Source organism: Bradyrhizobium sp. Arg816 (assembly GCF_029989365.1).
In the GTDB taxonomy this organism is placed as follows: Bacteria; Pseudomonadota; Alphaproteobacteria; order Rhizobiales; family Xanthobacteraceae; genus Bradyrhizobium.
Genome location: NZ_JAPRAQ010000010.1, coordinates 81,204 through 105,010, shown reverse-complemented (window position 1 = coordinate 105,010; position 23,807 = coordinate 81,204). Strand labels below are relative to the sequence as shown.

The 23,807-nt window shown below is 62.6% G+C and carries 33 protein-coding genes; 15 read left to right on the top strand and 18 right to left on the bottom strand.

What is annotated here, in order from left to right:
- Positions 1 to 78 precede the first annotated feature (78 nt).
- The 10 genes from OWC48_RS24395 to OWC48_RS24350 all read left to right on the top strand — a co-directional run bounded on the left by OWC48_RS24395 (position 79) and on the right by OWC48_RS24350 (position 6,122).
- Positions 79 to 756 carry a hypothetical protein gene (locus OWC48_RS24395; RefSeq protein ID WP_282522230.1) on the top strand — a complete coding sequence of 226 codons (678 nt, stop codon included), beginning with the start codon at positions 79 to 81 and terminating at the stop codon, positions 754 to 756.
- Positions 756 to 1,280, top strand: coding sequence for a hypothetical protein (locus OWC48_RS24390; RefSeq protein WP_282522229.1), 525 nt, complete (start codon positions 756 to 758; stop codon positions 1,278 to 1,280). The genes OWC48_RS24395 and OWC48_RS24390 overlap by 1 nt, the downstream gene beginning before the upstream one ends.
- An 88-nt stretch (positions 1,281 to 1,368) precedes the next feature.
- Complete coding sequence (locus tag OWC48_RS24385; RefSeq protein ID WP_282522228.1) at positions 1,369 to 2,049, top strand: hypothetical protein; 681 nt, start codon at positions 1,369 to 1,371, stop codon at positions 2,047 to 2,049.
- A complete protein-coding gene (locus OWC48_RS24380) occupies positions 2,050 to 2,403 on the top strand; it encodes a hypothetical protein (protein WP_282522227.1) in 354 nt (117 codons plus the stop codon).
- 103 nt (positions 2,404 to 2,506) lie between these two features.
- Entirely contained in the window at positions 2,507 to 3,511 is a 1,005-nt protein-coding gene (locus tag OWC48_RS24375) for a hypothetical protein (protein ID WP_282522226.1), read from the top strand.
- A gap of 1 nt (position 3,512) precedes the next feature.
- Positions 3,513 to 3,809, top strand: a complete 297-nt coding sequence (locus OWC48_RS24370) for a hypothetical protein (protein WP_282522225.1) — start codon at positions 3,513 to 3,515, stop codon at positions 3,807 to 3,809.
- The gene (locus OWC48_RS24365) at positions 3,802 to 4,326 is read left to right on the top strand and encodes a DNA N-6-adenine-methyltransferase (protein ID WP_282522224.1); all 525 of its coding nucleotides are present in this window, start codon (positions 3,802 to 3,804) and stop codon (positions 4,324 to 4,326) included. The genes OWC48_RS24370 and OWC48_RS24365 overlap by 8 nt, the downstream gene beginning before the upstream one ends.
- Before the next feature lie 9 nt (positions 4,327 to 4,335).
- The gene (locus OWC48_RS24360) at positions 4,336 to 4,614 is read left to right on the top strand and encodes a hypothetical protein (protein ID WP_282522223.1); all 279 of its coding nucleotides are present in this window, start codon (positions 4,336 to 4,338) and stop codon (positions 4,612 to 4,614) included.
- A gap of 4 nt (positions 4,615 to 4,618) precedes the next feature.
- Positions 4,619 to 4,864, top strand: coding sequence for a hypothetical protein (locus tag OWC48_RS24355; protein WP_282522222.1), 246 nt, complete (start codon positions 4,619 to 4,621; stop codon positions 4,862 to 4,864).
- Positions 4,865 to 5,111: 247 nt separating this feature from the next.
- Complete coding sequence (locus OWC48_RS24350) at positions 5,112 to 6,122, top strand: site-specific integrase (protein ID WP_282522221.1); 1,011 nt, start codon at positions 5,112 to 5,114, stop codon at positions 6,120 to 6,122.
- Positions 6,123 to 6,327: 205 nt separating this feature from the next.
- On the opposite strand, the gene OWC48_RS24345 is transcribed toward OWC48_RS24350, so the two are convergent.
- From OWC48_RS24345 to OWC48_RS24325, 5 genes are all read right to left on the bottom strand, one after another.
- A complete protein-coding gene (locus OWC48_RS24345) occupies positions 6,328 to 7,296 on the bottom strand; it encodes a branched-chain amino acid ABC transporter permease (protein WP_282522220.1) in 969 nt (322 codons plus the stop codon).
- 1 nt (position 7,297) lies between these two features.
- Positions 7,298 to 8,161: a branched-chain amino acid ABC transporter permease gene (locus OWC48_RS24340; RefSeq protein WP_282522219.1), complete on the bottom strand. Its 864-nt coding sequence runs from the start codon at positions 8,159 to 8,161 to the stop codon at positions 7,298 to 7,300.
- A gap of 72 nt (positions 8,162 to 8,233) precedes the next feature.
- Positions 8,234 to 9,454 carry an ABC transporter substrate-binding protein gene (locus OWC48_RS24335; RefSeq protein ID WP_282522218.1) on the bottom strand — a complete coding sequence of 407 codons (1,221 nt, stop codon included), beginning with the start codon at positions 9,452 to 9,454 and terminating at the stop codon, positions 8,234 to 8,236.
- A gap of 48 nt (positions 9,455 to 9,502) precedes the next feature.
- Entirely contained in the window at positions 9,503 to 10,249 is a 747-nt protein-coding gene (locus OWC48_RS24330) for an ABC transporter ATP-binding protein (RefSeq protein WP_282522217.1), read from the bottom strand.
- A complete protein-coding gene (locus tag OWC48_RS24325) occupies positions 10,242 to 10,997 on the bottom strand; it encodes an ABC transporter ATP-binding protein (RefSeq protein ID WP_014495850.1) in 756 nt (251 codons plus the stop codon). Before OWC48_RS24325 ends, OWC48_RS24330 begins: the two co-directional genes overlap by 8 nt.
- A 302-nt stretch (positions 10,998 to 11,299) precedes the next feature.
- Here OWC48_RS24325 and OWC48_RS24320 point away from each other — a divergent pair, with 302 nt between their 5' ends.
- The gene (locus OWC48_RS24320; protein ID WP_282522216.1) at positions 11,300 to 11,992 is read left to right on the top strand and encodes a hypothetical protein; all 693 of its coding nucleotides are present in this window, start codon (positions 11,300 to 11,302) and stop codon (positions 11,990 to 11,992) included.
- Between the two features lie 24 nt (positions 11,993 to 12,016).
- Here the strand turns inward: OWC48_RS24320 and OWC48_RS24315 are convergent, their stop codons facing one another.
- Positions 12,017 to 12,370, bottom strand: coding sequence for an ArsC family reductase (locus tag OWC48_RS24315; protein ID WP_282522215.1), 354 nt, complete (start codon positions 12,368 to 12,370; stop codon positions 12,017 to 12,019).
- Positions 12,371 to 12,474: 104 nt separating this feature from the next.
- Between OWC48_RS24315 and OWC48_RS24310 the strand changes: the two genes are divergently transcribed.
- From OWC48_RS24310 to OWC48_RS24300, 3 genes are all read left to right on the top strand, one after another.
- The gene (locus OWC48_RS24310; protein ID WP_282522214.1) at positions 12,475 to 12,846 is read left to right on the top strand and encodes a tRNA-binding protein; all 372 of its coding nucleotides are present in this window, start codon (positions 12,475 to 12,477) and stop codon (positions 12,844 to 12,846) included.
- 215 nt (positions 12,847 to 13,061) lie between these two features.
- Positions 13,062 to 13,694 (top strand): TetR/AcrR family transcriptional regulator, encoded by a 633-nt coding sequence (locus tag OWC48_RS24305; RefSeq protein ID WP_282522213.1) that lies wholly within the window; start codon positions 13,062 to 13,064, stop codon positions 13,692 to 13,694.
- Positions 13,695 to 13,697: 3 nt separating this feature from the next.
- Positions 13,698 to 14,480 (top strand): sulfite exporter TauE/SafE family protein, encoded by a 783-nt coding sequence (locus OWC48_RS24300; RefSeq protein ID WP_282522212.1) that lies wholly within the window; start codon positions 13,698 to 13,700, stop codon positions 14,478 to 14,480.
- Position 14,481: 1 nt separating this feature from the next.
- On the opposite strand, the gene OWC48_RS24295 is transcribed toward OWC48_RS24300, so the two are convergent.
- The 11 genes from OWC48_RS24295 to OWC48_RS24245 form a co-directional block, all read right to left on the bottom strand.
- Entirely contained in the window at positions 14,482 to 15,186 is a 705-nt protein-coding gene (locus tag OWC48_RS24295; protein ID WP_282522211.1) for a glutathione S-transferase family protein, read from the bottom strand.
- Positions 15,187 to 15,278: 92 nt separating this feature from the next.
- Positions 15,279 to 15,422: a hypothetical protein gene (locus tag OWC48_RS24290; protein WP_282522210.1), complete on the bottom strand. Its 144-nt coding sequence runs from the start codon at positions 15,420 to 15,422 to the stop codon at positions 15,279 to 15,281.
- Between the two features lie 118 nt (positions 15,423 to 15,540).
- Entirely contained in the window at positions 15,541 to 16,206 is a 666-nt protein-coding gene (locus tag OWC48_RS24285; protein WP_282522209.1) for a DUF429 domain-containing protein, read from the bottom strand.
- Positions 16,207 to 16,234: 28 nt separating this feature from the next.
- On the bottom strand, positions 16,235 to 16,582 hold the full coding sequence (locus OWC48_RS24280; RefSeq protein ID WP_282522208.1) for a carboxymuconolactone decarboxylase family protein: 348 nt from the start codon (positions 16,580 to 16,582) through the stop codon (positions 16,235 to 16,237).
- Positions 16,583 to 16,585: 3 nt separating this feature from the next.
- Positions 16,586 to 17,107, bottom strand: coding sequence for a sigma-70 family RNA polymerase sigma factor (locus OWC48_RS24275; RefSeq protein ID WP_282522207.1), 522 nt, complete (start codon positions 17,105 to 17,107; stop codon positions 16,586 to 16,588).
- Positions 17,104 to 17,313 (bottom strand): DUF2892 domain-containing protein, encoded by a 210-nt coding sequence (locus tag OWC48_RS24270; RefSeq protein WP_282522206.1) that lies wholly within the window; start codon positions 17,311 to 17,313, stop codon positions 17,104 to 17,106. Before OWC48_RS24270 ends, OWC48_RS24275 begins: the two co-directional genes overlap by 4 nt.
- 95 nt (positions 17,314 to 17,408) lie before the next feature.
- Positions 17,409 to 18,593, bottom strand: coding sequence for a serine hydrolase (locus tag OWC48_RS24265; RefSeq protein ID WP_282522205.1), 1,185 nt, complete (start codon positions 18,591 to 18,593; stop codon positions 17,409 to 17,411).
- A 76-nt stretch (positions 18,594 to 18,669) separates the two neighbouring features.
- Positions 18,670 to 19,362: a GNAT family N-acetyltransferase gene (locus OWC48_RS24260; RefSeq protein WP_282522204.1), complete on the bottom strand. Its 693-nt coding sequence runs from the start codon at positions 19,360 to 19,362 to the stop codon at positions 18,670 to 18,672.
- Positions 19,363 to 19,366: 4 nt separating this feature from the next.
- The gene (locus OWC48_RS24255; RefSeq protein WP_282522203.1) at positions 19,367 to 19,714 is read right to left on the bottom strand and encodes a Lin0512 family protein; all 348 of its coding nucleotides are present in this window, start codon (positions 19,712 to 19,714) and stop codon (positions 19,367 to 19,369) included.
- A 210-nt stretch (positions 19,715 to 19,924) separates the two neighbouring features.
- Positions 19,925 to 21,580, bottom strand: a complete 1,656-nt coding sequence (locus OWC48_RS24250) for an acetolactate synthase large subunit (protein WP_282522202.1) — start codon at positions 21,578 to 21,580, stop codon at positions 19,925 to 19,927.
- A gap of 344 nt (positions 21,581 to 21,924) precedes the next feature.
- Positions 21,925 to 22,818, bottom strand: a complete 894-nt coding sequence (locus OWC48_RS24245; protein WP_282522201.1) for a LysR family transcriptional regulator — start codon at positions 22,816 to 22,818, stop codon at positions 21,925 to 21,927.
- Positions 22,819 to 22,935: 117 nt separating this feature from the next.
- Here OWC48_RS24245 and OWC48_RS24240 point away from each other — a divergent pair, with 117 nt between their 5' ends.
- Positions 22,936 to 23,169: a 4-oxalocrotonate tautomerase family protein gene (locus tag OWC48_RS24240; protein WP_282522200.1), complete on the top strand. Its 234-nt coding sequence runs from the start codon at positions 22,936 to 22,938 to the stop codon at positions 23,167 to 23,169.
- Here OWC48_RS24240 and OWC48_RS24235 read toward each other — a convergent pair.
- On the bottom strand, positions 23,150 to 23,794 hold the full coding sequence (locus tag OWC48_RS24235; protein ID WP_282522199.1) for an O-methyltransferase: 645 nt from the start codon (positions 23,792 to 23,794) through the stop codon (positions 23,150 to 23,152). The genes OWC48_RS24240 and OWC48_RS24235 overlap by 20 nt on opposite strands.
- Between the last annotated feature and the right edge of the window lie 13 nt (positions 23,795 to 23,807).

The window sequence follows — 23,807 nt, the reverse complement described above, 5'->3', positions numbered from 1 at the left end:
GTGACGGGCTGAAGCACGCAGCAGATGGGCTTCGGCCTACCCGAATTAGGCTTTCACGTTCTCTAAGGAACCGACATCATGGCCACCATCACGACTAAATTTTCGATCGGCGAGACCGTTTACCACGCCGGGACCACCACTGAAAAACGGCGCCGCCCGTGTCCTGATTGTCTGGGCTCCAAGAAGTGGGAAACCACCTCGCCGGCTGGCACGAAGTACACGTTCGACTGCCCGCGATGCGCAGCGCAATACCAGAGCGAGCGAGACCTAGCGCTTGATTATGCGCAGTTCGCGCCTTGTGTGAGCCCCCTCACAATCGGCAGCATCCAATACAACACTGCCAAGGGTTCTTATGACGAGGGTGCTCGCTACATGTGCCGGGAGACCGGCATCGGCTCTGGATCGGTCTACAGCGAAACCGACCTGTTTGCTTCCGAAGCAGAGGCCCTTGAGGCGGCGAAGGCCAAAGCTGACGTTCAAAACGTTGAGACCCCGTGGGTCGTTGTTCAATACAACAAGTCGCTTCGCCTCTCTGACTATCAGCTATCGAACGCCATTCTCGAACTGGCGAAGGACGAGAAGTCGCGCGCCCATAGCCTGCTCTGGAACATCAGCGATTTATTTGGCCGCATTGAGGAGGCCGCCGACAAGGAAGAGATCCTTGAAGCCGTCGAGGACTACAAAAACTACGACTGGCAGCGCGACAAAGACAAGATTGCCCCGTCGCACATGGACGCAATGAGCGGGGCAAGCTGATGTCACAACGCGATAGCGGATACGAGCGCAAAGAGCGCGACCTGTACGAAACGCCTGAGTGGGTGACGATGGCGCTCGCGCCTCACCTTCCGACCACCGATTGCGTCGTCTGGGAGCCGGCCGCTGGCGGCGGGAAGATGGTTCGCGCCCTCTCCAAGATCGGGTTTGATGTCGCCGCCTCGGACATCGAGACCGGCCGGGACTTTCTCGCTCAGCCGGCGCCGAAGCCGTTCCGAGCGGTTATCACCAACCCGCCCTATGAGCTGGCGACCGAGTTCATCCAGCGGGCATTGGGACTCGTGCCGTGCAATGGCTTCGTCGCCATGCTGCTCCGAACCGACTTCGACCACGCCAAGACGCGCGCCAATCTATTCGCCAACTCTCCGGTCTTTTCGAAAAAGGTCGTTCTGACCAAGCGCATCAAGTGGTTTGAGGACTCGAAGGGTCAGCCCTCGTTCAATCATGCCTGGTTCATCTGGAATTTCGAGCACGAGGGAGCGCCGACGCTGGCGTATGCCCCATGACCCAGCACTCTATCAGCGGCTTCCTTCTGGCGATCGTATTGCCGGTCCTGCTCTGCGGGATGGCTCGGGGTGTTTTGGAGATATTGAAATGACAGACCATCGGATTCCGCTCTCTATCGATGCTGATGGGAAGGTCGTGGGTATCGGACCCGAGACCGAAGTTTACCGGGTGCGCGATGTGATCGCATCGCATATCGCCTGCGAGGAAGATTGCCAGAAGATGCCGACCGGCTGCGGATGCGCGTTGACGGCTGCGCGAGCCTTGGTCGTCTCACATGCCCAATGTGGTGCAGGGCACCCACTGACAGAGGCGGTAGCTTACTGGATGATGAACAACGGCTACGCGACCGGCCATGGCGATAGCCTTAGTGGGCTGCTTCTGGAGCTTGTTGGGCAAGTCCGGGAGCAAACAGAGCGTCGCACTCCGGCGCAAAGAGAACGCCCATTCTACGGCGCCCAATGCCAGACCTATCCGAATTGCAGCGGGGGGTGCGGTCTTGGCTGCACGAAGGAACACGCCACGGCGGCCTACGATGAGTCCGCAGCCCTAATCACCGCGGCCGTCAAGGAGCGTGACGAGCTATTCGAGGAGGTGCTTCGCCTTGAAGCGCTCGTCGAAAAACAGCGGTCCTGCATCGACTGGATCTCAACCTGGGTCAGTCAGCCCGCTGGGAATTTCTCGGTCTACGCGCTCGATGGGCTCTTTGGCATGGCTCGGGACCGCATCGCGTCGCTTGCATCATCATCAAACGACAAGAGGAGGCTATAAATGCATTATTGGCGCGACGGCTGGATTTTCCGCCGAAATGAAGACGGCTCCGTTACCGTTAAGAACGAAAGTTTACAGGTCTATCTGGGCATTCCGCCGAACGAGTGGGCGTCCATCGTAGCCGCAGTCCGCGAAGGCGGCGAAACCACCGAAAGCTACTACGAAGCTCTTCGCTTCCACATGGGGGCCCGGCAACCAATGAGCATTCCGAATGATAGCCCGGCTAAGCGCCGAAGAACCATCGTTGAATTAGTGATCATCCTCGCCATTGGCGCAGCTCTTGGAGGGATGACTTGGTACGTCGTGCCGAGCGACGATGGCCGCGGCCCGCTTCGCGTGTGGGGCAGGATGTGAGACATGCCGAGCTGGAGTGAGTGGAAAATATTCTTGGCCGGAGTGATCATCGGCACGCTTGTCGATCACGCGCTCCGCACACCGCTATAGGAGATGACGTGACATGACTGAAATCCCGACAGTAAAATGCTCGTGGTGCTCTGGCGAACTCTTGGATCGGCGCGCGCTGACAACAGCGCATCACCGATCGGAAGCGGTCGACATGCAGCCGCAGCTGGAGCAGGCCCGCGCACAGGCGTTCGAGGAAGCCGCAAAGGTCGTAGAACCCAAAGGGTCACGACCGTGCGATTGCGAGCGCTGCTATTGCCATAACCAAGGCGATGCGGAAGCCGTGGCGAGTTGGGATGCAGGCATGGCTACCGCGAAGGCCATCCGGCTTATTGCTGGGCCATCCGCTCTCACTCCGGAGAGGTGCGGCGATGATCGTGCCCAACAATCGACCCCCAACGACGAGCTATGGCACCAAGCGATATCTCGTTTGGAGGAAATTGCCGATGACGACGCGCAAGGTCGCTATGGCCGACTTGCCAAGGAAGCTATTGCCGCGCTCACGCCTCTGCGCTCTCCGCCAGCGTCAGATGCGGCAGAGGGTGCGGCGATAAGCGGCGATGATCGTGCCCAAGATGCTCAAGCCCGGCCCGACGCCGGCCAAATCATGGCCATTCTGCGCAAAGTCACGGTTGGCTCGCTGTATGACAGCCTGACGTGCAAGCGCTGGAAAGACGGCATTGAGTACACCGCGCCGACCTATGCCGCCGAATGCTTGGCAGAAGAATTTGCGGCGCTTGGTTCGCGCACTCCGGCAGATATCGAGCCTGCCCAATGTGAGAGAATGAATGGCGGCGACTGGGCAAAGTTGTTGACGCTGCGCGATGTCATGAAGCGCGCCTACACGCTTGGCGGCAATCGGCTGATGTCCGTTTGGGAGCGCGACGTAAGCGCCATCGAGGCCGCCATTGCGGAACTTAGCACTCCAGAGCTTCGCTCTCCGGCAGAGGGCTGGCGCCAGATCACACTCACCCACGATCAAATATTCAACGGCATGCGTCTCGACGCCGGAACCTACGAGGTCCGCCGCGTAGACGCTCCAACTGATGCGGGGTTTTGAAATGAGCGACGACCTTAAGCAACGTGTTGAGCAGTTTCAAACCTTGAGCCTGCCAGGCCAGCCCATGGGCATGCATATGGGAACCCTGCATCTGGTTAACGATCTCTGGCGCGCGCTGGCACAGGCCCGCGCACTGGTCGAGGGTGCGCGAGAGGCCCTCCGGCCGTTCGGTTCTGGCATCTCCGTTTATAACGGCATGCCCGACGATGCACTCGCTTATGCCCGCGTGGGAGCGCTCAGGGCGGCGGCCAAAGCCTTGTCGTCTCTTTCTCCGCATGTGAGAACGCCCGATGTCTGACCGTAGGACAATAGCGGCCAGCGATAACCCGGCTGTGCTCGGCGGGGTGCGCGCGAAGAACAACGGCCGCTACAACGGCGATGGCCGCCATTGGGCGACGCCGCCCGAGGTCTTTGACCCGCTCCACGCCGAGTTCAACTTTACGCTGGACCCGTGCGCGGCGCCCGCAACGGCTAAGTGCTCGGAATTCTTCACCGAAGCCGAGAACGGACTCGAGCGGAGCTGGGCCGGCCACCGGGTATTCATGAACCCGCCCTATGGCAAAGAAGTCTACGCCTGGACGAAGAAGGCTCGGCTCGAGCAACAGAACGGTGCGCTGATCGTCGGGCTGCTGCCGGCGTCTACCGATCTCGCTTGGTGGCATGACGATATCGTGGGCCACGCCGAAGTGCGCTACCTCCGCGGTCGCGTGCGCTTCCTGACAGGTGGCCCCTACCGCGCATCGGGATTCTTCGCCAGCGTCGTGGTGATCTGGCGGCCGCTCATTTCCCAGGGGCTACAGCCAGATTCAAAATAGGAGGAAACTATGCAGGGATACTGGATCACATTCACTGACGGCACGCAGGGTTATTGCGAGGGCGGCAGCGATTACGACGCGAAGCAGATTGCCGAAAAGTTCAGCGGCAAGAAGGTTGGCGGCGGCGAGTACAAAGACTTCACGATGAAGCCGCTCCCCTACCCGGCCAATCCCGTCATCTGGCAATTCGAGCATCCGATCAGCGGGAAGTGCCCGGCCTTCTGCTACAAGCCGAAGGAATGCGCTGGCAAGTCATGCTGCCCGCAACGTCACGCCTGCACTGAGTAGGGACATGACCGACCTGCTCAATGCTCCAGAAGTATGGAAGGACTGCGAAATCTGCGGAGGCGAAGGTGTGATCTATAGAAACATCTTCGTCTACGAGGCCGGCTGCGGGTTCGGACACGATGATGTGTATTCCGTCGAGTGCGACGCTTGCGCCGGCAATGGCGGTTTCATCTGCGAAGATGAGGGCGACAGGCTGACGCCCCTTCACGATGTGCTGCGTTCCGATGGAAACACCGCATCTAAAACATGAGTGGCGTTTTTCCGAAATTGTTTTGATGGCCTTTGCAAATCTGATAGAGTGGTTGCATGCACAAGCTTCTGACACTTGCACAGACTGCGTCCGAGATCGGCGTGTCCAAGCGCTGGTTTCAGTACTGGCTTGCTGACCATCCTGTGGATAGCTCTGGAATTCCGTTCTACGTTCCGATCGGTCGGAACAAACGTTTCGACTTTGCCGACATCGGTCGGATCAAGGCAGCCATTCGGGAGGGGGAGCGATGCCGCTTAAGCTCTATCGGCGTAAGGGGATCTACTATTGCCGCGGAACAGTTGGCCCGACTGGCAAGCGACGCCGCATTAACCTGTCTCTCCACACCGCGGACAAGGACATCGCGGCGCGCCAGGCTGCCGAGTTCGAAGACAAATACTGGAAAGGTCATTTCGATGGACCCGAGGCCATCCTGACGTTTGCTCGAGCTGCGCAGATCTACCGTGCAGCCGGCAAGTCAACGACGTTCCTTGAACCCATCGAGAAGTACCTAGGGCCGACGCTGGTGCGGGACATCTCAGAGGGATCTATCCAAGTCATGGCCAAGGACCTCTACCCGAACGTTGGCAACGCGAGCCTCAACCGGCTGGCGATCGTCCCGACGCTAGCCGTGATCAACCATGCGGCCAGGTCGAAGCTGTGCACCAAGCTGACCGTGGAACGCTATCCGGAGGACGCCAAGGTGAAGGACCCTGCGACGCTCGAATGGGTGACGCGCTTCCGGTCGGCTGCCAAGCCGCACCTCGGAGCCATGGTCCTGTTCATGTACCTGACCGGCGCCCGGCCCGGCGAGGCAGTTGACCTCCAATGGGAAGACCTCGACCTCCAGCGCGGAACGGCGCTGATCCGGGAATCCAAGGTCAGCAAGGAGCGCGTGGCCCACCTGCCCGCTGCCCTGGTCGCGGCGCTCGCTAACCTGAAGCGGGTCGAGGGCCGCGGCGTGTTCATCTACGGACGTCTGAGCTCACTCAAGGACGCCTGGGCGACCGCCTGCAAGAAGGCCAGCATCAAGCGCCTGACGCCCCACTCCTGCCGCCACGGCTTCGCTACGGGGCTCCTGAGGCGCGGCGTGGACGTGGTGACGGTGGCGTGGCTCGGCGGCTGGAAGGACGCTGCGCAGGTGCTGAAGACCTACGGACACGCGATCAAGAACCCGAAGCTAACCGACCTTCTAACTGGTCCTCCTCTGGCGCACTACGCAGACCTAGAGGCAGAAAATCAAGTCGTAGCAGTAGCTTAGAGCGATTAGCGCAATCCTTGGGAAGGAAAGCGCGAAACCATCGCATCATGGGGATAGGTTACCGGTTGGAAATGGCCCGGCCCGAACTGGCCGTCACAAAACTGTCATAGACCATTTCCGCTCCGCGCGCGTGTCATCTCACGCCCGCGGAGTCGGATCATCCACCGGATTCCGGCGCCAATGAAATTGGTGCAATATCAAAAGCTTATAGTGAACGCCGGAAGTAATGGGCGATTTCGCCGATGACCCCGCGACGGAAGGTGAGCACGCAGACCACGAAGATCGAGCCCTGGATCACCGTCACCCACTGGCCGAAGCCGGCCAGATATTGCTGCATGGCGATGATCGCGAAGGCGCCGACCACGGGACCGAAAATGGTGCCGAGACCGCCGACCAGCGTCATCAGCACGACCTCGCCCGACATCGACCAGTGCACATCGGTGAGCGAGGCGTTCTGCGCCACGAACACTTTCAGCGAACCGGCGAAGCCGGCCAGCGTGCCCGACAGGACGAACGCCAGGAACTTGTACTGGTCGGTCCGGTATCCGAGCGAGATCGCGCGCGGCTCGTTCTCGCGGATCGCCTTCAGCACCTCGCCGAACGGCGAGTTGATGATGCGGTAGATCAGCAGGAAGCCGGCGAGGAAGCCGACCAGCACGACATAATAAAGCACCGTCGGCTTCGAGAGATCGAACACGCCGAACATGCGCCCCTGCGGAATGCCTTGGATGCCGTCCTCACCATGGGTGAATGGCGCCTGGAGGTAGATGAAGTAAAGCAGCTGCGACAGCGCCAGCGTGATCATCGAGAAGTAGATGCCCTGGCGGCGGATCGAGATGTAGCCGGTGATGAGCGAGAGCCCGAAAGCCGCGACGATTCCGACGAGGATGCCGAGCTCCGGCGGCAGCGCCCACACCTTCAGTGCATGCGCGCTGCAGTAGCCCGCCGTGCCGAGGAACATCGCGTGGCCGAACGAGAGCAAGCCGCCATAGCCGATCAGGAGGTTGAAAGCACAGGCAAGCAGCGCGAAGCACAGCGCCTGCATCACGAAGAACGGGTAGATGCCGCTGAATGGCACTGCGGCCAGCAGCAATGCCATCATGACGAATACGATCATCTCGTCTCGAATGGCGCGCGGGGTCACCGGCAGCGTGTCGTCCGTCAAGGCTGTCATATCAGGCCGCCCTTCCCGTCAATCCCGTTGGCTTCACCAAGAGCACCAGCACCATCAGCACGAACACGACGGTGTTGGAGGCCTCGGGGTAGAAATACTTGGTCAGGCCCTCGATCACACCGAGCGCAAAGCCGGTGATGATGGAGCCCATGATCGATCCCATGCCGCCGATCACGACCACCGCGAACACGACGATGATGAGGTCGGCGCCCATCAACGGCCGCACCTGGTTGATCGGTGCCGAGAGCACGCCCGCGAGCGCCGCAAGGCCAACGCCAAGACCGTAGGTCAGCGTGATCATGCGCGGCACGTTGATGCCGAAGGCGCGGACCAGTGTCGGATTTTCAGTGGCGGCGCGCAGGTAGGCACCGAGCCGGGTCTTCTCGATCAGGAACCAGGTGGCGATACATACCACCAGCGAGAAGATGACGACCCAGCCGCGATAGATCGGCAGGAACATGAAGCCGAGATTCATGCCGCCCTTGAGCTGGTCCGGAATGGCATAAGGCAGACCGGAGGAGCCGAAATAGTTCTGGAACACACCCTGCACGATCAGCGCGATGCCGAAGGTCAGGAGCAGACCGTAGAGGTGGTCGAGCCCGGTCAGCCATTGCAGCATGGTCCGTTCCAGGATCATGCCGAAGATGCCGACGATAACAGGCGCGATCAGCAGCGCCCACCAGTAGTTGATGCCGCCGAGGCTCAGCAGGAAATAGGCAACGAACGCGCCCATCATGTAGAGCGCGCCGTGGGCGAAATTGATGATGTTGAGCATGCCGAAGATCACGGCAAGCCCGAGACTGAGCAGCGCGTAGAACGAGCCGTTGATCAATCCCACCAGTAGCTGAGCGTAAAGAGCCTGCATCGATCCCGCACCCGGTCCCTTCGGCGTTCCCTGAAAATCGCCCGCAGGCCTGATGGCCTGCGGGCGGTCATCTTACTTCTTCAAGAGCGCGCACTTGCTCTCGGAGAGCGGCGTGAAAGCCTGGTCACCCGACACGGTGCCGACCAGCTTGTAGAAGTCCCACGGCCCCTTGGACTCCGAGGGCTTCTTCACCTCGAACAGATAGGCATTGTGGATGGTGCGGCCGTTCGGCTGGATCTCGCCCTTGCCGAACAGGTCGTCCTCGGTCGGAATCGACTTCATCTTCTCGACGACCTTGACGCCGTCATGGGGATTGCCGCCGAGCGTTTCCAGCGTCTTGAGATAGTGACGTACGCCCGCATAGACGCCGGCCTGCACCATGGTGGGCGGGGCATTGTTCTTCATCTTCGCGGCGAAGCGCTTGGAGAACGCCCGGGTCTGGTCGTTCATGTCCCAGTAGAAGGTCTCGGTGAAGTTGAGGCCCTGCGCGGTCTCAAGCCCGATCGCCTTGACGTCGGTGAGGAATAGCAGCAACGCCGCGAGCTTCTGGCCGCCCTTGACGATGCCGAACTCGGCCGCCTGCTTGATCGAGTTGGTGGTGTCACCGCCGGCGTTGGCGAGGCCGATGATCTTGGCCTTGGACGCCTGCGCCTGAAGCAGGAAGGACGAGAAGTCCGGCGTGTTGAGCGGATGCTTGACGCCGCCGACGACCTTGCCGCCGTTGGCGGTGACCACGGCCGTGGTATCGCGCTCGAGCGCCGCACCGAAGGCGTAGTCCGCGGTCAGGAAGAACCAGCTGTCGCCACCGGCCTTCACCAGAGCCTGGCCCGTGGTGTGGGCCAGCATGTAGGTGTCGTAGGTCCAGTGCACGGTATTGGGCGAGCACTGCGCGTTGGTCAGATCCGAGGTCGCCGCGCCCGAGTTGATGTAGACGCCGTTCTTTTCCTTGACGACGTTGTTGACGGCAAGCGCCACGCCGGAGTTCGGCACGTCGACGATGACGTCGACTTTCTCGACGTCGAACCACTGCCGCGCGATCGCGGTGCCGATGTCGGGCTTATTCTGGTGATCGCCGGAGATGATGTCGATCTTCCAGCCCTTCGCCGCAAGGCCGGAATCATCGACGGCCATCTGGGCGGCGAGCGTCGAGCCGGGACCGCCGAGGTCGGCATAGAGGCCGGACTGATCGGACAGCGCACCGATCTTGACGGACTTGTCCTGCGCAAAGGCTACGCCAGCCGTTGTGACGGCCAACGCCGTGCCGAGCAGAAACGACGCAATCGACTTTTTCATGCTACTTCCCTCGTGAATTTTCTCGTGGCCGTTTGACGCTTGGCCGTCTTAGACGCCGAGATAGGTGTGGAGCTTGTCCATGTTGGCGGCAAGCTCCGCGTTGGAAAATCCGTCAATGATCTTGCCGTGTTCGACCACGTAATAGCGGTCGGCGACGGTGGATGCGAACCGGAAGTTCTGCTCGACCAGGAGGATGGTAAAACCCTCCTTCTTGAGCCGCGCAATGGTGTGGCCGATCTGCTGGATGATGACAGGCGCAAGACCTTCGGTCGGCTCGTCCAGCATCAGGAAGCTCGCGCCGGTTCGCAGGATGCGCGCGATCGCGAGCATCTGCTGCTCACCGCCGGACAGCTTGGTGCCCTGGCTGTTGAGACGTTCTTTCAGATTCGGAAACAGATCGAAGATCTGCTCGAGCGGCAATCCGCCCGGGCGAACCACCGGCGGCAGCAACAAATTCTCCCGCACATCGAGACTGGAGAAAATGCCGCGTTCCTCCGGGCAGAACGCGATGCCCATCCGCGCGATCTTGTCGGAGGTCGCGCGGATGATCTCCTGATTGTTGAACTTCACCGAGCCGGTCCGCTTGCCGATGATGCCCATGATCGACTTCAGCGTCGTCGTCTTGCCGGCGCCGTTGCGGCCGAGCAGGGTGACCACCTCGCCCGCGTTCACGTCGAAATTGATCCCGTGCAGGATGTGGGACTCGCCGTACCATGCTTCCAGGTTGCGGACCTGGAGGATGTTGCCGCCGGTTGCGGCTTTTGCGGGAGCGTCCGCGATTGCAGTCTCAGGCATGACCGGCTCCCAGATAGGCTTCCTTGACGCGCTCGTCCTTGGTGAGCTCGCTGTAGTGGCCTTGCGCCAGCACCTGCCCACGGGTCAGCACGGTGATGATGTCGGAGAGATTGGCGACGACGCTCAGATTATGCTCGACCATCAGGATGGTATATTTCGCCGAGATGCGCTTGATCAGCGCCGCGATCTTGTCGATGTCCTCGTGGCCCATGCCCGCCATCGGCTCGTCCAGCAGCATCATCTCCGGGTCGAGCGCGAGCGTGGTTGCGATCTCCAGTGCGCGCTTGCGTCCATAGGGCATCTCGACCGCGGGCGTATTGGCAAACTCGCTGAGGCCGACATCGTTCAACAGTTCACGCGCGCGATCGTTGAAGCGGTTGAGCACGGACTTGGAGCGCCAGAAATCGAAGGAGCTGCCGTGCTGGCGCTGGAGTGCGACGCGAACGTTTTCCAGCGCGGTGAGATGCGGAAATACCGCCGAGATCTGGAATGATCGCACCAGTCCCAGGCGTGCCACGTCGGCCGGCGCCATCGCCGTGATGTCCTGCCCCTTGTACAGAATTTTGCCGGCGGACGGTTTGAGGAACTTGGTCAAAAGATTGAAGCACGTTGTCTTGCCCGCCCCGTTCGGGCCGATCAACGCGTGAATGCTCCCACGGCGAACCTTGAGCGCAACGTCGCGGACGGCGAAGAAGCCCGCGAACTCCTTGGTCAAGCCTTCCGTTTCGAGAATGAACTCATCGGCCAAACAGATTTCCCCCTGCCCGCACAATACGCGTGGCTGTCCTTAGCTACTTCGGCTTTCCGGGGGCCTTGGAGCCTGTCCCGGAACGTCGCCTCCGGGCGCGGAATATGCCGGAGGTGACGGGGGTTAGGCAAGGTGGAAAGCTGAGCAGATCAGGTCTCCGGCCGGGAGGCTTATGCTCCCTTAGTCGGACGTGTTTTGATGTCGCCTGCCCGGCCTCCCGGTTCGCAAGGCACCGGTCATCAAGCCGTCGTTAACGGTCTTTCATCCCGCGCGCCAGCCTTCATAGAAAATTTTCCCGCCGCATGGATCATGCGCGGGTTTTATGCGTCGGGAATATTGTCTTGGAGTTTGCCTTGGATTTCGCGAGCGCCGCTTCTTCCGTCGTCAAGTCGATCAGGCAGCGTGATCTCCTGAACACGTGGCTGCGACTTTATGCGCGCGGGCAGATGGTGCCGGCGATCTGGGAGTATCAGCCCGCGCGGCTCGAGGAAGAGCTGTCCGATCTGATCTATTATACGGTGGACATTTCTGCACCGGTGCCGCGCCTCATCATCCAGAGCGAAGGTACGCGCATCTCGCGCGCCTATGGACATACCGGCAAGGGCGTTCTGCTCGACGACTATATCGGGCCGCGCCTCGCACCCTTCGTGATGCCGATCTATCATGAATGCGTGGCGCGCGGCCTTCCGGTCTACAGCGTGGCCGACGTCGACGACGTCTATGGCCGCGTAGTTGCCTATGAACGGCTGCTGCTGCCGTTCCAGACCGACGGCAAGGTCTGCCACGTCATCGCCTCGCTCAAGACGTTCTGCGAGGACGGCGGCTTCGAGATCAAGAATCTGATGCGCGGAAATGACGCGCTGCCGCGCCCGAAACTGCGCGCGGTGATCGACCGCGATCTCTTCCATCGCGCTCCCGGCCGGATCGCTGCGGCCGACGTCGTCGAGTTCGCCGACCAGCCCGGCGTCACCACCGAGATCGTCGAACTGAACTAGCGCTTAGCGCGATTTGGCGCCGACCTACTTGGCCTTGACTTCCTTGGCATAGATGTCCGGCTTGAAGCCGACCAGAAGCTTGCCGCCGAGTTCGAGCACCGGCCGCTTGATCATCGATGGTTGCGCTAGCATCAGCGCCAGCGCCTTCTTCTCGGTGAGGCCTTCCTTGTCGGAATCCGGCAGCTTCTTGAAGGTCGTGCCGGCGCGATTGAGCAGCGTCTCCCAGCCAGTCTTGTCGCTCCACTGCTTCAGCTTGTCCTTCTCGACGCCCGCCGCCTTGTAGTCGTGGAACCCGTAGGCCACGCCATGGGCGTCGAGCCAGGCACGCGCCTTCTTCATGGTGTCGCAGTTCTTGATACCGTAGATGATGTTGGGCAAGACCTTCCTCGCGCATGCGTCGTTGGATGACTGCAGCGTTGTACGAAACTCCGGTTCGCGCGACAACATTGCGAACGAACCTCGCTCTCCGAACGGACACATCAATGCACGTCACTCACGATCCCGCCGCGGCCGTGTCGCCAACCATCGACTTCAACACCTTTCTCGCGGTCGATATCCGCGTCGGCACCATCGTCGATGCAAAACCGTTCCCGGAGGCGCGCAAGCCGGCCTGGCGGCTGTGGATCGACTTCGGCCCTGCGATCGGCGTGCGCAAGAGCTCGGCCCAGATCACCGAAAATCATCCGCTCGAGACGCTGGTGGGGCAGCAGGTCGCGGCCGTCGTCAACTTCCCGCCGCGCCAGATCGGCCCGGTTGTCTCGGAGGTGTTGACGCTCGGCTTCCCCGATGCCGAGGGCAAGGTCGTGCTGGTGCAGCCGAGCAAGCCTGTGCCGAACGGCGGACGGCTGTTCTAGCCGCGCGATTGCCGGCCGGGTCGCCATCACCTCCGCCACAGCCCCCCGGCAATGGTTTGATCCTCCTGTTCCCTGACCGTCAGGACTTGACCAGAATCGCCTTTGATAATAAAAATGACTGACTGATCGTTTTTTATTAACGCCCGGCTTTGTAGGAGCCGTATCAGGCAAATGGTCAAAACGACCGATCTGTCAGTTATTTATGGACGGCCAAAATGCCCAAGATCAGCGACAAGCAACGCGAAGGAAGGCGGCAGCAGATCCTCGAAGCGGCCCTCGCCTGCTTCGCCGAGCAAGGCTTCCACCAGACCGGCATGGCCGACATCGTCAAACGGTCGGGCTTGAGCCATGGCGCGGTCTATCTCTACTTCCAGAGCAAGGACGATTTGATCGAGGCGCTCGCCGACGACCGGCATCGTCGCGAGGCCGTGCTCAACTCGGTGGCGCAGGGATCGGGCGATCCGATCGAAGGACTTCACGCGCTGATCCGCGTCTACGCGCAATGGCTCACCGATCCCGCCGGCGAAGCGCGGCGTCGCGTCGGCATCCATGGCTGGGCGGAGGCCCTGCGCAACCGCCGCGTCCGCACCAGCGTCGTCGAAGGCATCGACATGCCGCGCGCGCTGATCGTGGCGCTGGTCGAGCGCGGCCAGCATGACGGCCTGATCAAGCGCGACCTCGGCGCCGATGCGATCGCGCGCGTGCTCATCGCGATCTTCCAGGGCTTCGTGCTGCAGAAATGCTGGGGCGAGGATTTTGACATCGAGGCCTGCATGATGGCCGTCCGCGGCGTGATCGAAGGATTTCGCACGACCAGACCCGACATCAAGCGGCGAACCAGGACGTAAGCGATGTCCTGGATCCACGATCTCCTCGCAGGCATCGGCGTCGGTCTCGTCGGCGGGCTGACATCGGGCTTCATGGGAACGAGCCCGGGCGGCGGGCTCGTCATCTTCACCGTGCTGCTGCTCGGCGCGGAGCAGCATGTCGCCCAGGGGACGTCGCTGATCACGCAGGTTCCGCCCACTGGCCTCGCCGGCGTACGCCGCTACTGGCAGGGCGGCAATCGCAGCCCGCTGCAATGGATCGCCTGGATCGGCCTCGGATTTCTCGTCGGCGGTGCGGGCGGCGGCTACGCCGCGGCGGCGGTCTCCGACTCGGTGCTGCAATGGACCTACGTCGTCTATCTCGTCGCGCTGATCGCCCTTCTGATCCTGCGCCGTGACCGCAAGGACGGGAGCCACGCGACCGTTGACCGGGACGAACTGCCTTGGCTCCCCCTGCTCCTCATCGGCGCGCTTGCCGGGTTTTCCTCCGGCTTCATGGGCATCGGCGGCGGGCTCGCGATCACCGTCGGCCTCGCCGCGGGCCTACGCGTCCCGCAGCACCAGGCGCAACTCGTCAGCCTCATCTTCTCGGTCATCCCGACCAACATTCCGGCGGCCTGGATCTACTGGAGCAAGGGGCTCATGGTCGGCTGGCCGGCCATCATCGGGATTCTCGCCGGCCTCTGGATCGGCACCGATCTCGGCGCACGCGCGGCCAATGGCGTCAGCAAAGCGGTGCTGCACAGGGTCATGATCGCCCTCATCTCGGTGATGGCGCTCTACATGACGCATAAGGCGCTGACCTGATCTACGGCCGCTTCGGAATGTTCAGCCCGCGCTCCACGGCAGGACGCGCCAGCCCCCGTTCGAGCCAGGCACCGACCGACTTGAACTGGCTGAACTCGACGAGATCGCCGGCGCCGTAGAAGCCGATGAGATTGCGTACCCAGCCGAGCATGGAGATGTCGGCGATGGTGTAGTCGTCATCCATGAACCACTGCCGTCCGGAAAGATGCGTCTCCATCACGCCGAGCAAACGCTTGGCCTCGCCGGCATAGCGGTCGAGCGGCCGCTTGTCCTCGAAATCCTTGCCGGCGAATTTGTGGAAGAAGCCGACCTGGCCGAACATCGGCCCGATGCCGCCCATCTGGAAATGCAACCACTGGATGGCCTGGTAGCGGCGCGCGGCGTCCTCCGGCAGCAGCCTGCCGGTCTTCTCGGCGAGGTATTGCAGGATCGCCCCGGACTCGAACAGCGGAAGCGGCCGGCCGCCCGGACCGTTGGGATCGAGGATCGCCGGAATCTTGCCGTTCGGATTGAGCGAGAGGAATTCCGCTGTCTTCTGGTCGTCCTTGCCGAAGTCCACGAGGTGGACCTCGTAAGGCAGACCGATCTCCTCCAGCATGATCGACACCTTGACGCCGTTCGGCGTCGGCAGCGAATAGAGCTGAAGCAGTTCCGGATGCCTGGCAGGCCAGCGCTTGGTGATGGGAAAGGCGGACAGATCAGGCATCGGGACCTCGGCTTCGTTCGTGAGATGCCGCCTAATCTAGGCGAGCCGTCGAACGGCGCAAGGCCGAGCAATGATCATGCATCGAAGCCGGACTACAAGGGCCGCAGCAGATGCTTGGCGGCGTACGCGATATCGCGGTGCGCGCGTTGCTCGATGAAAAGCTGCCCGGTGACCAGCAGCGCTCCGGTGAAAACGAGCGCGAGCATCGCGGTCGCGAACTGACTAGCATCCTTCATCGCACGAGCTTCTCCGTCATCGGTTCGCACGGGGAACGCGGGCCGACCGTCGACAGTTCCTGCACGCCTCAAATAAATTACCACTTTATCCCGAATCGAGACGCGCCAGGCTGCGACCTCAATAATTGATCTCCATCCGCAGTCCGCGCGGATCGATCTCTTCGCCGCCGACACACTCTGTGCTGTCGCGGGCCGCGACCGCGCAGGCACAGGCATCGATGAGATCGTCGCGGCCGATTCCGGTGCCATGACGCTGCGTCAGCCATGTCTCCAAGCGCGTGAAGCCGCGTTGCGCCAGCAACGAGATGCGCTGCTCGCGACCTTGCGCCGACGTCTTCTTCGGGAGACGGACTCGCCCTGCAAAATTCCAGAAAATCAATTCCGGATGCGCTTCGCCAATTGTCGCCTGCCGCGCCGGCGTCATGATCTCGTCGACGTCCCTGATCTTGTCCCTGATGTTCCAGAGCTGCGCCGACACGCCCCTGCCCTCGCCTTCCCGCTCCCAATAGTGGCGATTGGCTGCCGCCATGTCGGGAAATGTCCAGAGATCGCGGCGCGCGCCGAGAAACACGGCGGGGCCGACCAGCTCGCGGGCGCGCAAGTCGCACAAGCGATAGCCGCTCGGATTCAATCCGATCGGCATGTCGATCATCGCACGCGCGTGTGGCAACGCGAGCAAACGCCTCAGGCCCGGTGAATAGTCGAAGCCATGATCGCCGCGCTCGTCGATCCAGGCGGCTACCCAGCCGAAGCGAAATCCATCGAGACCGAGATAGCTTGGCAAATCATGCGTCCCGACGTCGACCAGACATCTATGCTTCCCTCTCGCCGCGATGCCGCTCGAACAAGCGCTGCGCCAGCAGCGCATGGCCGAGCGTGCCGCCGGCGCGCACGGCGGCGGCGATCAATGCCGCTTCGGCGACTTCTTCCCGCGTCGCACCGGCCTTCGCTGCCTGCGCCGTATGCACGTCGAGGCAATAGGCACATTGCGTGGTGAGCGCGACCGCGAGCGAGATCAGCTCGCGATATTTCGGCGGGATCAATCCGTCCTTGCGCTCGACCGCGTGGTTGAACGCAAGGAACGCGTTGGCCTCGACCGGCGCCAGCGCCACGAAAGCGGGGACAGACTTCAGATCGTCAGGCGTTTGATAATCGGTCATGTCTCACCTCGTCAGATATTCGCGCATCAGGGCGCGGGCACGATGCAGGCGCGCCTTCACGGTCTGCCTGGACGCACCGAGCGCGACGGCGATTTCGTCGATGGTCATTTCCTTGACGTCGCGCATCAGCGCGACATCGCGATAGTGCGCTGGCAACGCTTCAAACGCAGCCGCCACATCAAGCCGCAGATCGGCTTCGGATCGCGACAGCAGCAGAGCCTCCGCCTCGCCGTCGTCGATCGATGGCGCGAAGCCCGCCTTGCGCGCGAGCCGCAGACATTCGCGGCGGACCACGCTGAACAGCCACGCGGAAAGCGCGACCAGCGAGCGGATCGTGCCGACACGGCGGAACAGGATCCACAGCGCCTCCTGGGTTGCATCCTCGGCATCCGCGGAGCTACGGCAGGTGGCGCGTGCGTAGCGGCGGATATCCGGCTGCGCCGTCTCGAGCAGAGACGCGATCGCCTGGGGATCGCCGAGCCGTGCCGCCTCGAACAGGTCTAGCGAGATCGCCGCCGCACTCACGACACGCCTCCTCGTCCGATCCCGGCCATCGCGCACATCGGGCAATAGCCGACGAGCCCCGTCAGTGCGAATCCTGCGCCCCCGAGCGCCACCAGCCACGCCGCGACGCCGGTGAGATACACGAATGCGGCAACCGCAACCGCAATTCCGAGCGCAACCCGCACCGCCTGATGCAGACCGCCGATATTCTTCCTGTAGATTGCCATCACATCCTCCGAAATGAGCCGAAGCAAAATGCCTCGACCATCAAGAGGGCGCGAAGGCCGGAAGGGATTCGCGGCCGCCGGCAATTTTTTCGCGATCAGCCTCCAACCGCCTGATAGGCCAGGCGCTTGAACTCGAAGAAGAAGGGATTCCAGAAGCCCATATGGCGCTGCGCCATCAGCACGCCGGCGGTGTTGGCCTGCGGGCAAATCCACCAATGGGTGCCGGCAAGCCCACCCCACTGGAATTCGCCGGTCGAATTCGGGGGATCGAACGGCGTCGGCGCAAAGGTGACGGCGCCGCCGAGACCAAAGCCCTTGCCGGGAATCGGCCCGAGATTGGCAAACCGGATGGTCTGGCCCGCGGGCAACTGGTTGGTCATCATCTGCCGCAGCGTGTCCGGCTTCAGCAGCGCATCCGAACCGGGTAGCAGCGCGCGTACCAGCGCGAGCATGTCGGGCAAGGTCGACACCAGACCGCCGCCGCCCGAGAGCCGCGGAAACGGCCGCCGATAGGCTTGCGGATAAGGTAGATTGTCGGCCCGCGTCAGACCCGGCTTCATCGGATCGAGCACGTCGGCGCCGGTGTAGAGCACAACCAGCCTGCCCTGCTGCGCCTCGGGCACTGAGAAGCCGGTATCGACCATGCCGAGGCGATCGAAGATGCGCGCCTTGAGGAAGGTGTCGAGCGCGTGGCCGGAGACGACCTCGACCACGCGGCCGAGCACGTCGGTCGCGACCGAGTATTCCCAGCCCGTACCGGGATGATAGGACAGCGGCAGATCGGCGAGCTTGTCGATCATGTCGGTCAGCGGCGTGAGCGGGTTGAGCACGCGCGCCTCGTTATAGCCTTTGAACAGCACCGTGCCGGGATCGAAAATGCCGTAGCTGAGGCCCGAGCTGTGGGTCAGAAGCTGGCGGATCGTGATCGGGCTCTTCGCCGGCTCGACATCGGCAAGGCTCGAGGCACCCTGCTTCAGCACCTTGCGATTGCCGAGCTGCGGCAGGAATTTCTCGACGGGATCATCAAGCCCGATGCGACCCTCCTCGACCAGCAGCATGATCGAGCACGTCACGAAGATCTTGGTGTTGGAATAGGCGCGAAAAATGTGGTCGGGCCGCAGCGCGGCTTTTGCCTCGCGATCGGCGAAGCCGACGCAGTGCTGATCGACGATATCGCGCCCCCGCAGCACCGCCCAGGACACACATGGAATGATCTCCTGATCGACGTAGCGCTGCATCGCCGTCCGCGCGGCGGAAAAATCAGGTGTTCTGGCGTCCATGTGTTTCCCCAAATTATGGTTGGCAAAGGATATAGCGCGAATTGGCCGGATATGAAGCCCGTCCGGATAGCGCAGCTCATCCCTGCTTCGCCAGCACCGTCACATACAGGCGGCGGCGGATGCGCATGCCCTGCCGCTGATACAGTGCGATCGCCGATGTATTGTTCGAGAAGACGTGCAGGAACGGAATTTCGCCGCGCGCCTCGATCCGGCGCGCGACCGCCGCGAGCAGCGCCTGCGCGTAGCCGCGCCCACGATAGTCCGGATGCACGCAGACGGCCGTCATCTCGACGAACTTTCCCGGCTTCATCCGCTCGCCCGTCATCGCGACCAATTCTCTACCAACGCGGATGCCGAGAAACGTGCCTAGCTCATGGGTGCGCAACGCGAATGGGCCCGGCTTGGTCAGCTCCGTCAGCGCCATCATGGCGGCGACGTCGGCCGCGCCGAGCGTGACGATTTCGGCATCGCGAAGTGGGCTGTCGGCCGGCGAGCCGATCATCTGCTCGCCGGTCTCGGCGAGCACGACCTTGAAGCCGGCGGGAACGTCGACCGGCTCCGGCGTGAACAGCGCGGCAACCTGCGAGCCTGCCAGGAGATCACCGAGCGCCGCAAAGCTGGCCGCAGACATGTCGACCATGTCGGCAAACGGCGTCATATCGAGGGGATAGCGCAGCGCGCGCGGGCCGCCCTCCGCGAGATGCTTCTGGCTCGTCGTCAGCGCACTCCAGATCGGATGATCCAGCAACGCCAAATCGCTGTCCGACACCGGCCTAGTCCTTGTCGAAGCTGACGATGACAGCCGCATTGGCGATGAGGATAGGGTCGTTGGCCACTTCCGTGGCCGAGGGAATCTCCAGCCCGCCCTTGACCGCAGTCACCGTCACGGTGCCGTAGGGCAGCTCCATCGCAACGGCTTCCTTGTCCACCGCCTCAGGGTTGGGCACCGCAATCGTGACGTCGACGAACATATCGTTCGCGGTCTTCCCAATCATCCGGAAGAAGCCGAGGCTCGAATGCCTAATGGCATCCGACACCGCGCGCTTCGCCGCCTTGGTGGCGTCCCTGCCGTGAACGTCGACGCCCATGCCCATCTCGGTGATACAGCGAACGCGAGTCATGTCTTATTCCTGTGGTTGGTTGGGTGATTAAGAGTGTCGGGGATCTGGGTGCGCGACACAAGTACGGTTGTCATATGGGCTGCGGCCTCGCCACGAACTCCGTCATTGCGAGCGCAGCGAAGCAATCCAGACTGCCTCCGTGGAACGACTCTGGATTGCTTCGTCGCTACGCTCCTCGCAATGACGGGTGTAGCGAGAGCATCGATCACATCACAGTTTCGACTTCTCATGCGCCCGCAGCTCGTCGACCAGCACGCGCACATTCTCCGAATAGTCGATCGGAATCACGACCAGATGCACGCCGCCCTCCTTGAAGGCCGCATCGAGCGTCGGGCCGAAGCTGTCGATGCTGTCGATGCGATGTCCCTTGGCACCGTAGGCCTTCGCGTAAAGGACAAAATCGGGATTGCCAAAGGTCATGCCGTAATCGGCGAAGTGATCGACGGCCTGCTTCCAGCGGATCATGCCGTAGGCGTTGTCCTCGAGCACCAGCACGACCAAATTGAGCTTGAGGCGGACGGCGGTCTCCATCTCCTGGCTGTTCATCATGAAGCCGCCGTCGCCGGCGACCGCGAGCACGCGGCGCTCGGGATAGAGCATCGCGGCCATCATGGCCGACGGCAGGCCGGCGCCCATCGTCGCCAGCGCATTGTCGAGCAGCAGCGTGTTGGCGACGCGGGTCCGGTAGTTGCGCGCGAACCAGATCTTGTACATGCCGTTGTCGAGCGCGACGATGCCATTCTCCGGGATCACCTGGCGAATGTCGTGCACGATGCGCTGCGGCGTCGGCGGCCAGCGCGCCTCGGTGGCGCGGTCGGCGATGTGCGTGAGGATCTCCTCGCGCAACGGCAACAGCGCCGCCGCCTGCGGCAGCTTGCCTTCGAGCCGGTCGGCGAGCAGCTCCAGGCTCGGTCCGACGTCGCCGACGACCTCGGCATCGGGGAAATAGACCAGCTCGACGCTGGCTGGCGTGTAGCTGACGTGAATGACCTTCGGTCCCGACGGCCCCATGATGAAGGGCGGCTTCTCGATCGGGTCGTGGCCGATCGCCACGATCAGATCGGCCGCGTCGATCGCGTCATGGACGTAGTCGCGCTCGGATAGCGCCGCCGTGCCCATGTAGAGATTGGTGCCGCCGGGCACCGTGCCCTTCCCCATCTGTGTCGTGAAAAACGGAATGCCGGTTCGCCGCACGAAGCTGGAGATGCCGTGGGTCGAGCGCGGCCGGCTGGTCGCAGCGCCCATCATCACCAATGGACGCCTTGCGGCCAGGATCATCTCGGCTGCGCGGTCGAGCGCGGCGCGATGCGCGACCGGAATTTCAATCGGATGGACCGGGATCACGGGGACCGCCGGCACTTCATCGCCCGCGATGTCCTCGGGCAGCTCGAGATGCACCGGCCCCGGCCGTTCCTCCATCGCTACGCGAAAGGCATCGCGCACCACGGTCGGAATGCTGGAGGCGCTGATGATCTGCCGGGAGAGCTTCGTCAGCGGCTTCATGGTCGCAACCACGTCCACGATCTGGAAGCGCGCCTGCCGGCTGCTCATGATCGGCTTCTGGCCTGTGATCAAAATCATCGGCATCGCACCGAGATGGGCATAGGCGGCGCCCGTGGACAGGTTGAGCGCGCCCGGGCCGAGTGTCGAGAGACACACTCCCGGCTTGCCGGTCAGCCGACCGTGCGTGGCGGCCATGAAGGCCGCGGCCTGCTCGTGACGGGTCAGGACCAGCTCGATTTTGGAGGTGCGCAGTGATTCGACGAGGTCGAGATTTTCCTCTCCGGGGATACCGAAGATGCGATCGACGCCCTCGTTCTCCAGCGCCGCGACAAACAGGTCCGATCCTTTTGCCTTGCGTTCCATGTCGCCTCCGCTCGCTGTGCGTCCCGTGGTCGGGAGCGGTCACATGGTAGCCGCTCGCGGCTACAGCACAACTCACAAAGAGGCGTGCGACGCCTCCAACATCGTCATGCGAGGAGCCCTTGCGACGAGGCAATCCAGACTGTCTCCTCAGACGGACTTCTGGATTGTTTCGCTGCGCTCGCAATGACGAGGCAAGAGGAAAAGCTGCGTTCACCAACTCGCCTCGTAGCCCGGATGGAGCGAAGCGTAATCCGGGGGCGCGCCCGCGGATCGAGAGGCCCCGGCTTGCGCTTCGCTCCATCCGGGCTACGATTAAGATCCGGCGCAAGCCAACCGACGCCTCCTTACAGCTTCGCCTCGGCAAAAATGCCTGATATCCAATCGAGGAAGACGCGCAAGCGGAGCGCGAGCTGGCGGTTTTGCGGATAGAGCGCGGAGAGCGGCGTCGGCGACGGCGGATAGTCGGCCAGCACCTCGACCAGCGCACCACTGGCCAGATCCGCCGCGAAGCGATAGCGGGGCGCCTGCGTGAGGCCGAAGCCGAGCCGCGCGAGATCGGCCATGGTGTCGGAATTGTTGACGCGAACCCGGCTCGGCAGCACGACATTGCGCAAGCCGCCGGCGACGGAAAACTCCAGCGGCAGCACATCGCCGGTACGCGAGGAGATGAACGCGACCATCTGATGCCCGTCGAGCGTATCCGGCGTCGCGGGCGCGCCGTGGCTCGCAAGATAGGTCGGGCTCGCCACGGTGATTTCCTCGACCGTGCCGAGACGGCGCAAAATCATCCCGCTGTCCTCGGGCTCTCCCGACCGGATCACGCAATCGATGCCCTCGCGCACGAGATCGACCAGACGGTCGCCCTGCCCGATCTGCAAGTCGAGCTGCGGATAGCGCGCCAGGAATTCCGGCAGGTGCGGCAAGATGAAAGTGCGGGTCAGCAAAGGATGTGCGTCGATGCGCAGCAAGCCACGCGGTCGCGCATCGCGCATCGTGGTTTCGGCTTCCTCGACCTCCGCGAGGATGGCGACGCAGCGGCGATAATAGTCCTCGCCGTCGAGCGTCGGCGTGACATGCCGTGTCGTGCGTTCGAGCAGGCGCGCGCCCAGCCGCGCCTCGAGCCCGCGCAAAACCTCGCTCGCCGTCGAGCGGGGAATGCCGAGATCGGCCGCCGCAGCCGTAAAACTCTGCCGTTCGACGAGGCGGACGAACAGGCGCATGGCGTCAAATCGGTCCATGGCCGATTGTTCACCACAGCCGACAAGTGATGACAAGTTTTTCGCGATTATCCGGTCGCGGCGATCGGGCATTCTCGAACAATGCCAGCCACGATGCATCACACGGAGAGACCCATCATGCCTTTCGCCAATATCAAGATTCCCCAGGCCGCGCTCTCGCGCAGCCAGAAGGCCGAGATCGTGCATAACCTCACCGCGCTGTTCGTCCACTATTTTGGCGAGGCGGCGCGGCTGCACACGATGGTGCTGATCGAGGAAGTGTGCGACGGCGGCTATGGCCGTGCCGACGAGGTGTTCGTCGTTCCCGATGCCTATCGCGCCAGCGAGACCGTCACGCCACCTTCAGGCTGAGCTCGGTGCCGCCCTTGAGCGGCAGCGTCATCGAGACGAAACCGTTTTTGGGATCGCGGATGAAATCGAGATAGTCGGGCTCGGCATTGTCGTTCATGACGTAGCCGCCGACCAGGAGCTGCGTCGCGACGATCTCGATCACCTCGCGTGCCAGCGAAGGACCGCCCTCGCCCGGCCAGCCGTCGATCAGGACGAAATCGACGGGGCCGCCGAGATCGCGCAAGGTCTTTCGCGCATCGCCCTCGCGGATCTCGGCATAGTCGGCAAGGCCGGCCTCGGCGAGATTGCGTTTGGCGGTCTCGACCTTGGCCGGCACGATCTCCGAACCGATCACGGCGCCGCCGCCATTGTCGCGGATAGCGGCCGCGAAATAGAGCGTGGACATGCCGACCGAGGTCGCGAACTCCGCCACACGCGTGGCGCGCAGGCCGCGACACAACAGGTAGATCAATTCGCCTTGCTCGGGATGGATCGAAAAGCCCTGCTCGGCATAGGCGTGGGGATCACGGCTGTTGAAGGAGCCGCGCGGCCCTCCGCCGGCCGGCCGCTGCCGCGCGCCTTGGAGGCGCGCGAGGACGGCGTTGACGCGTGGGTCTTGAATCGGGCTGTGGGGCCGATCATTCATGTGTTGCTTCGCC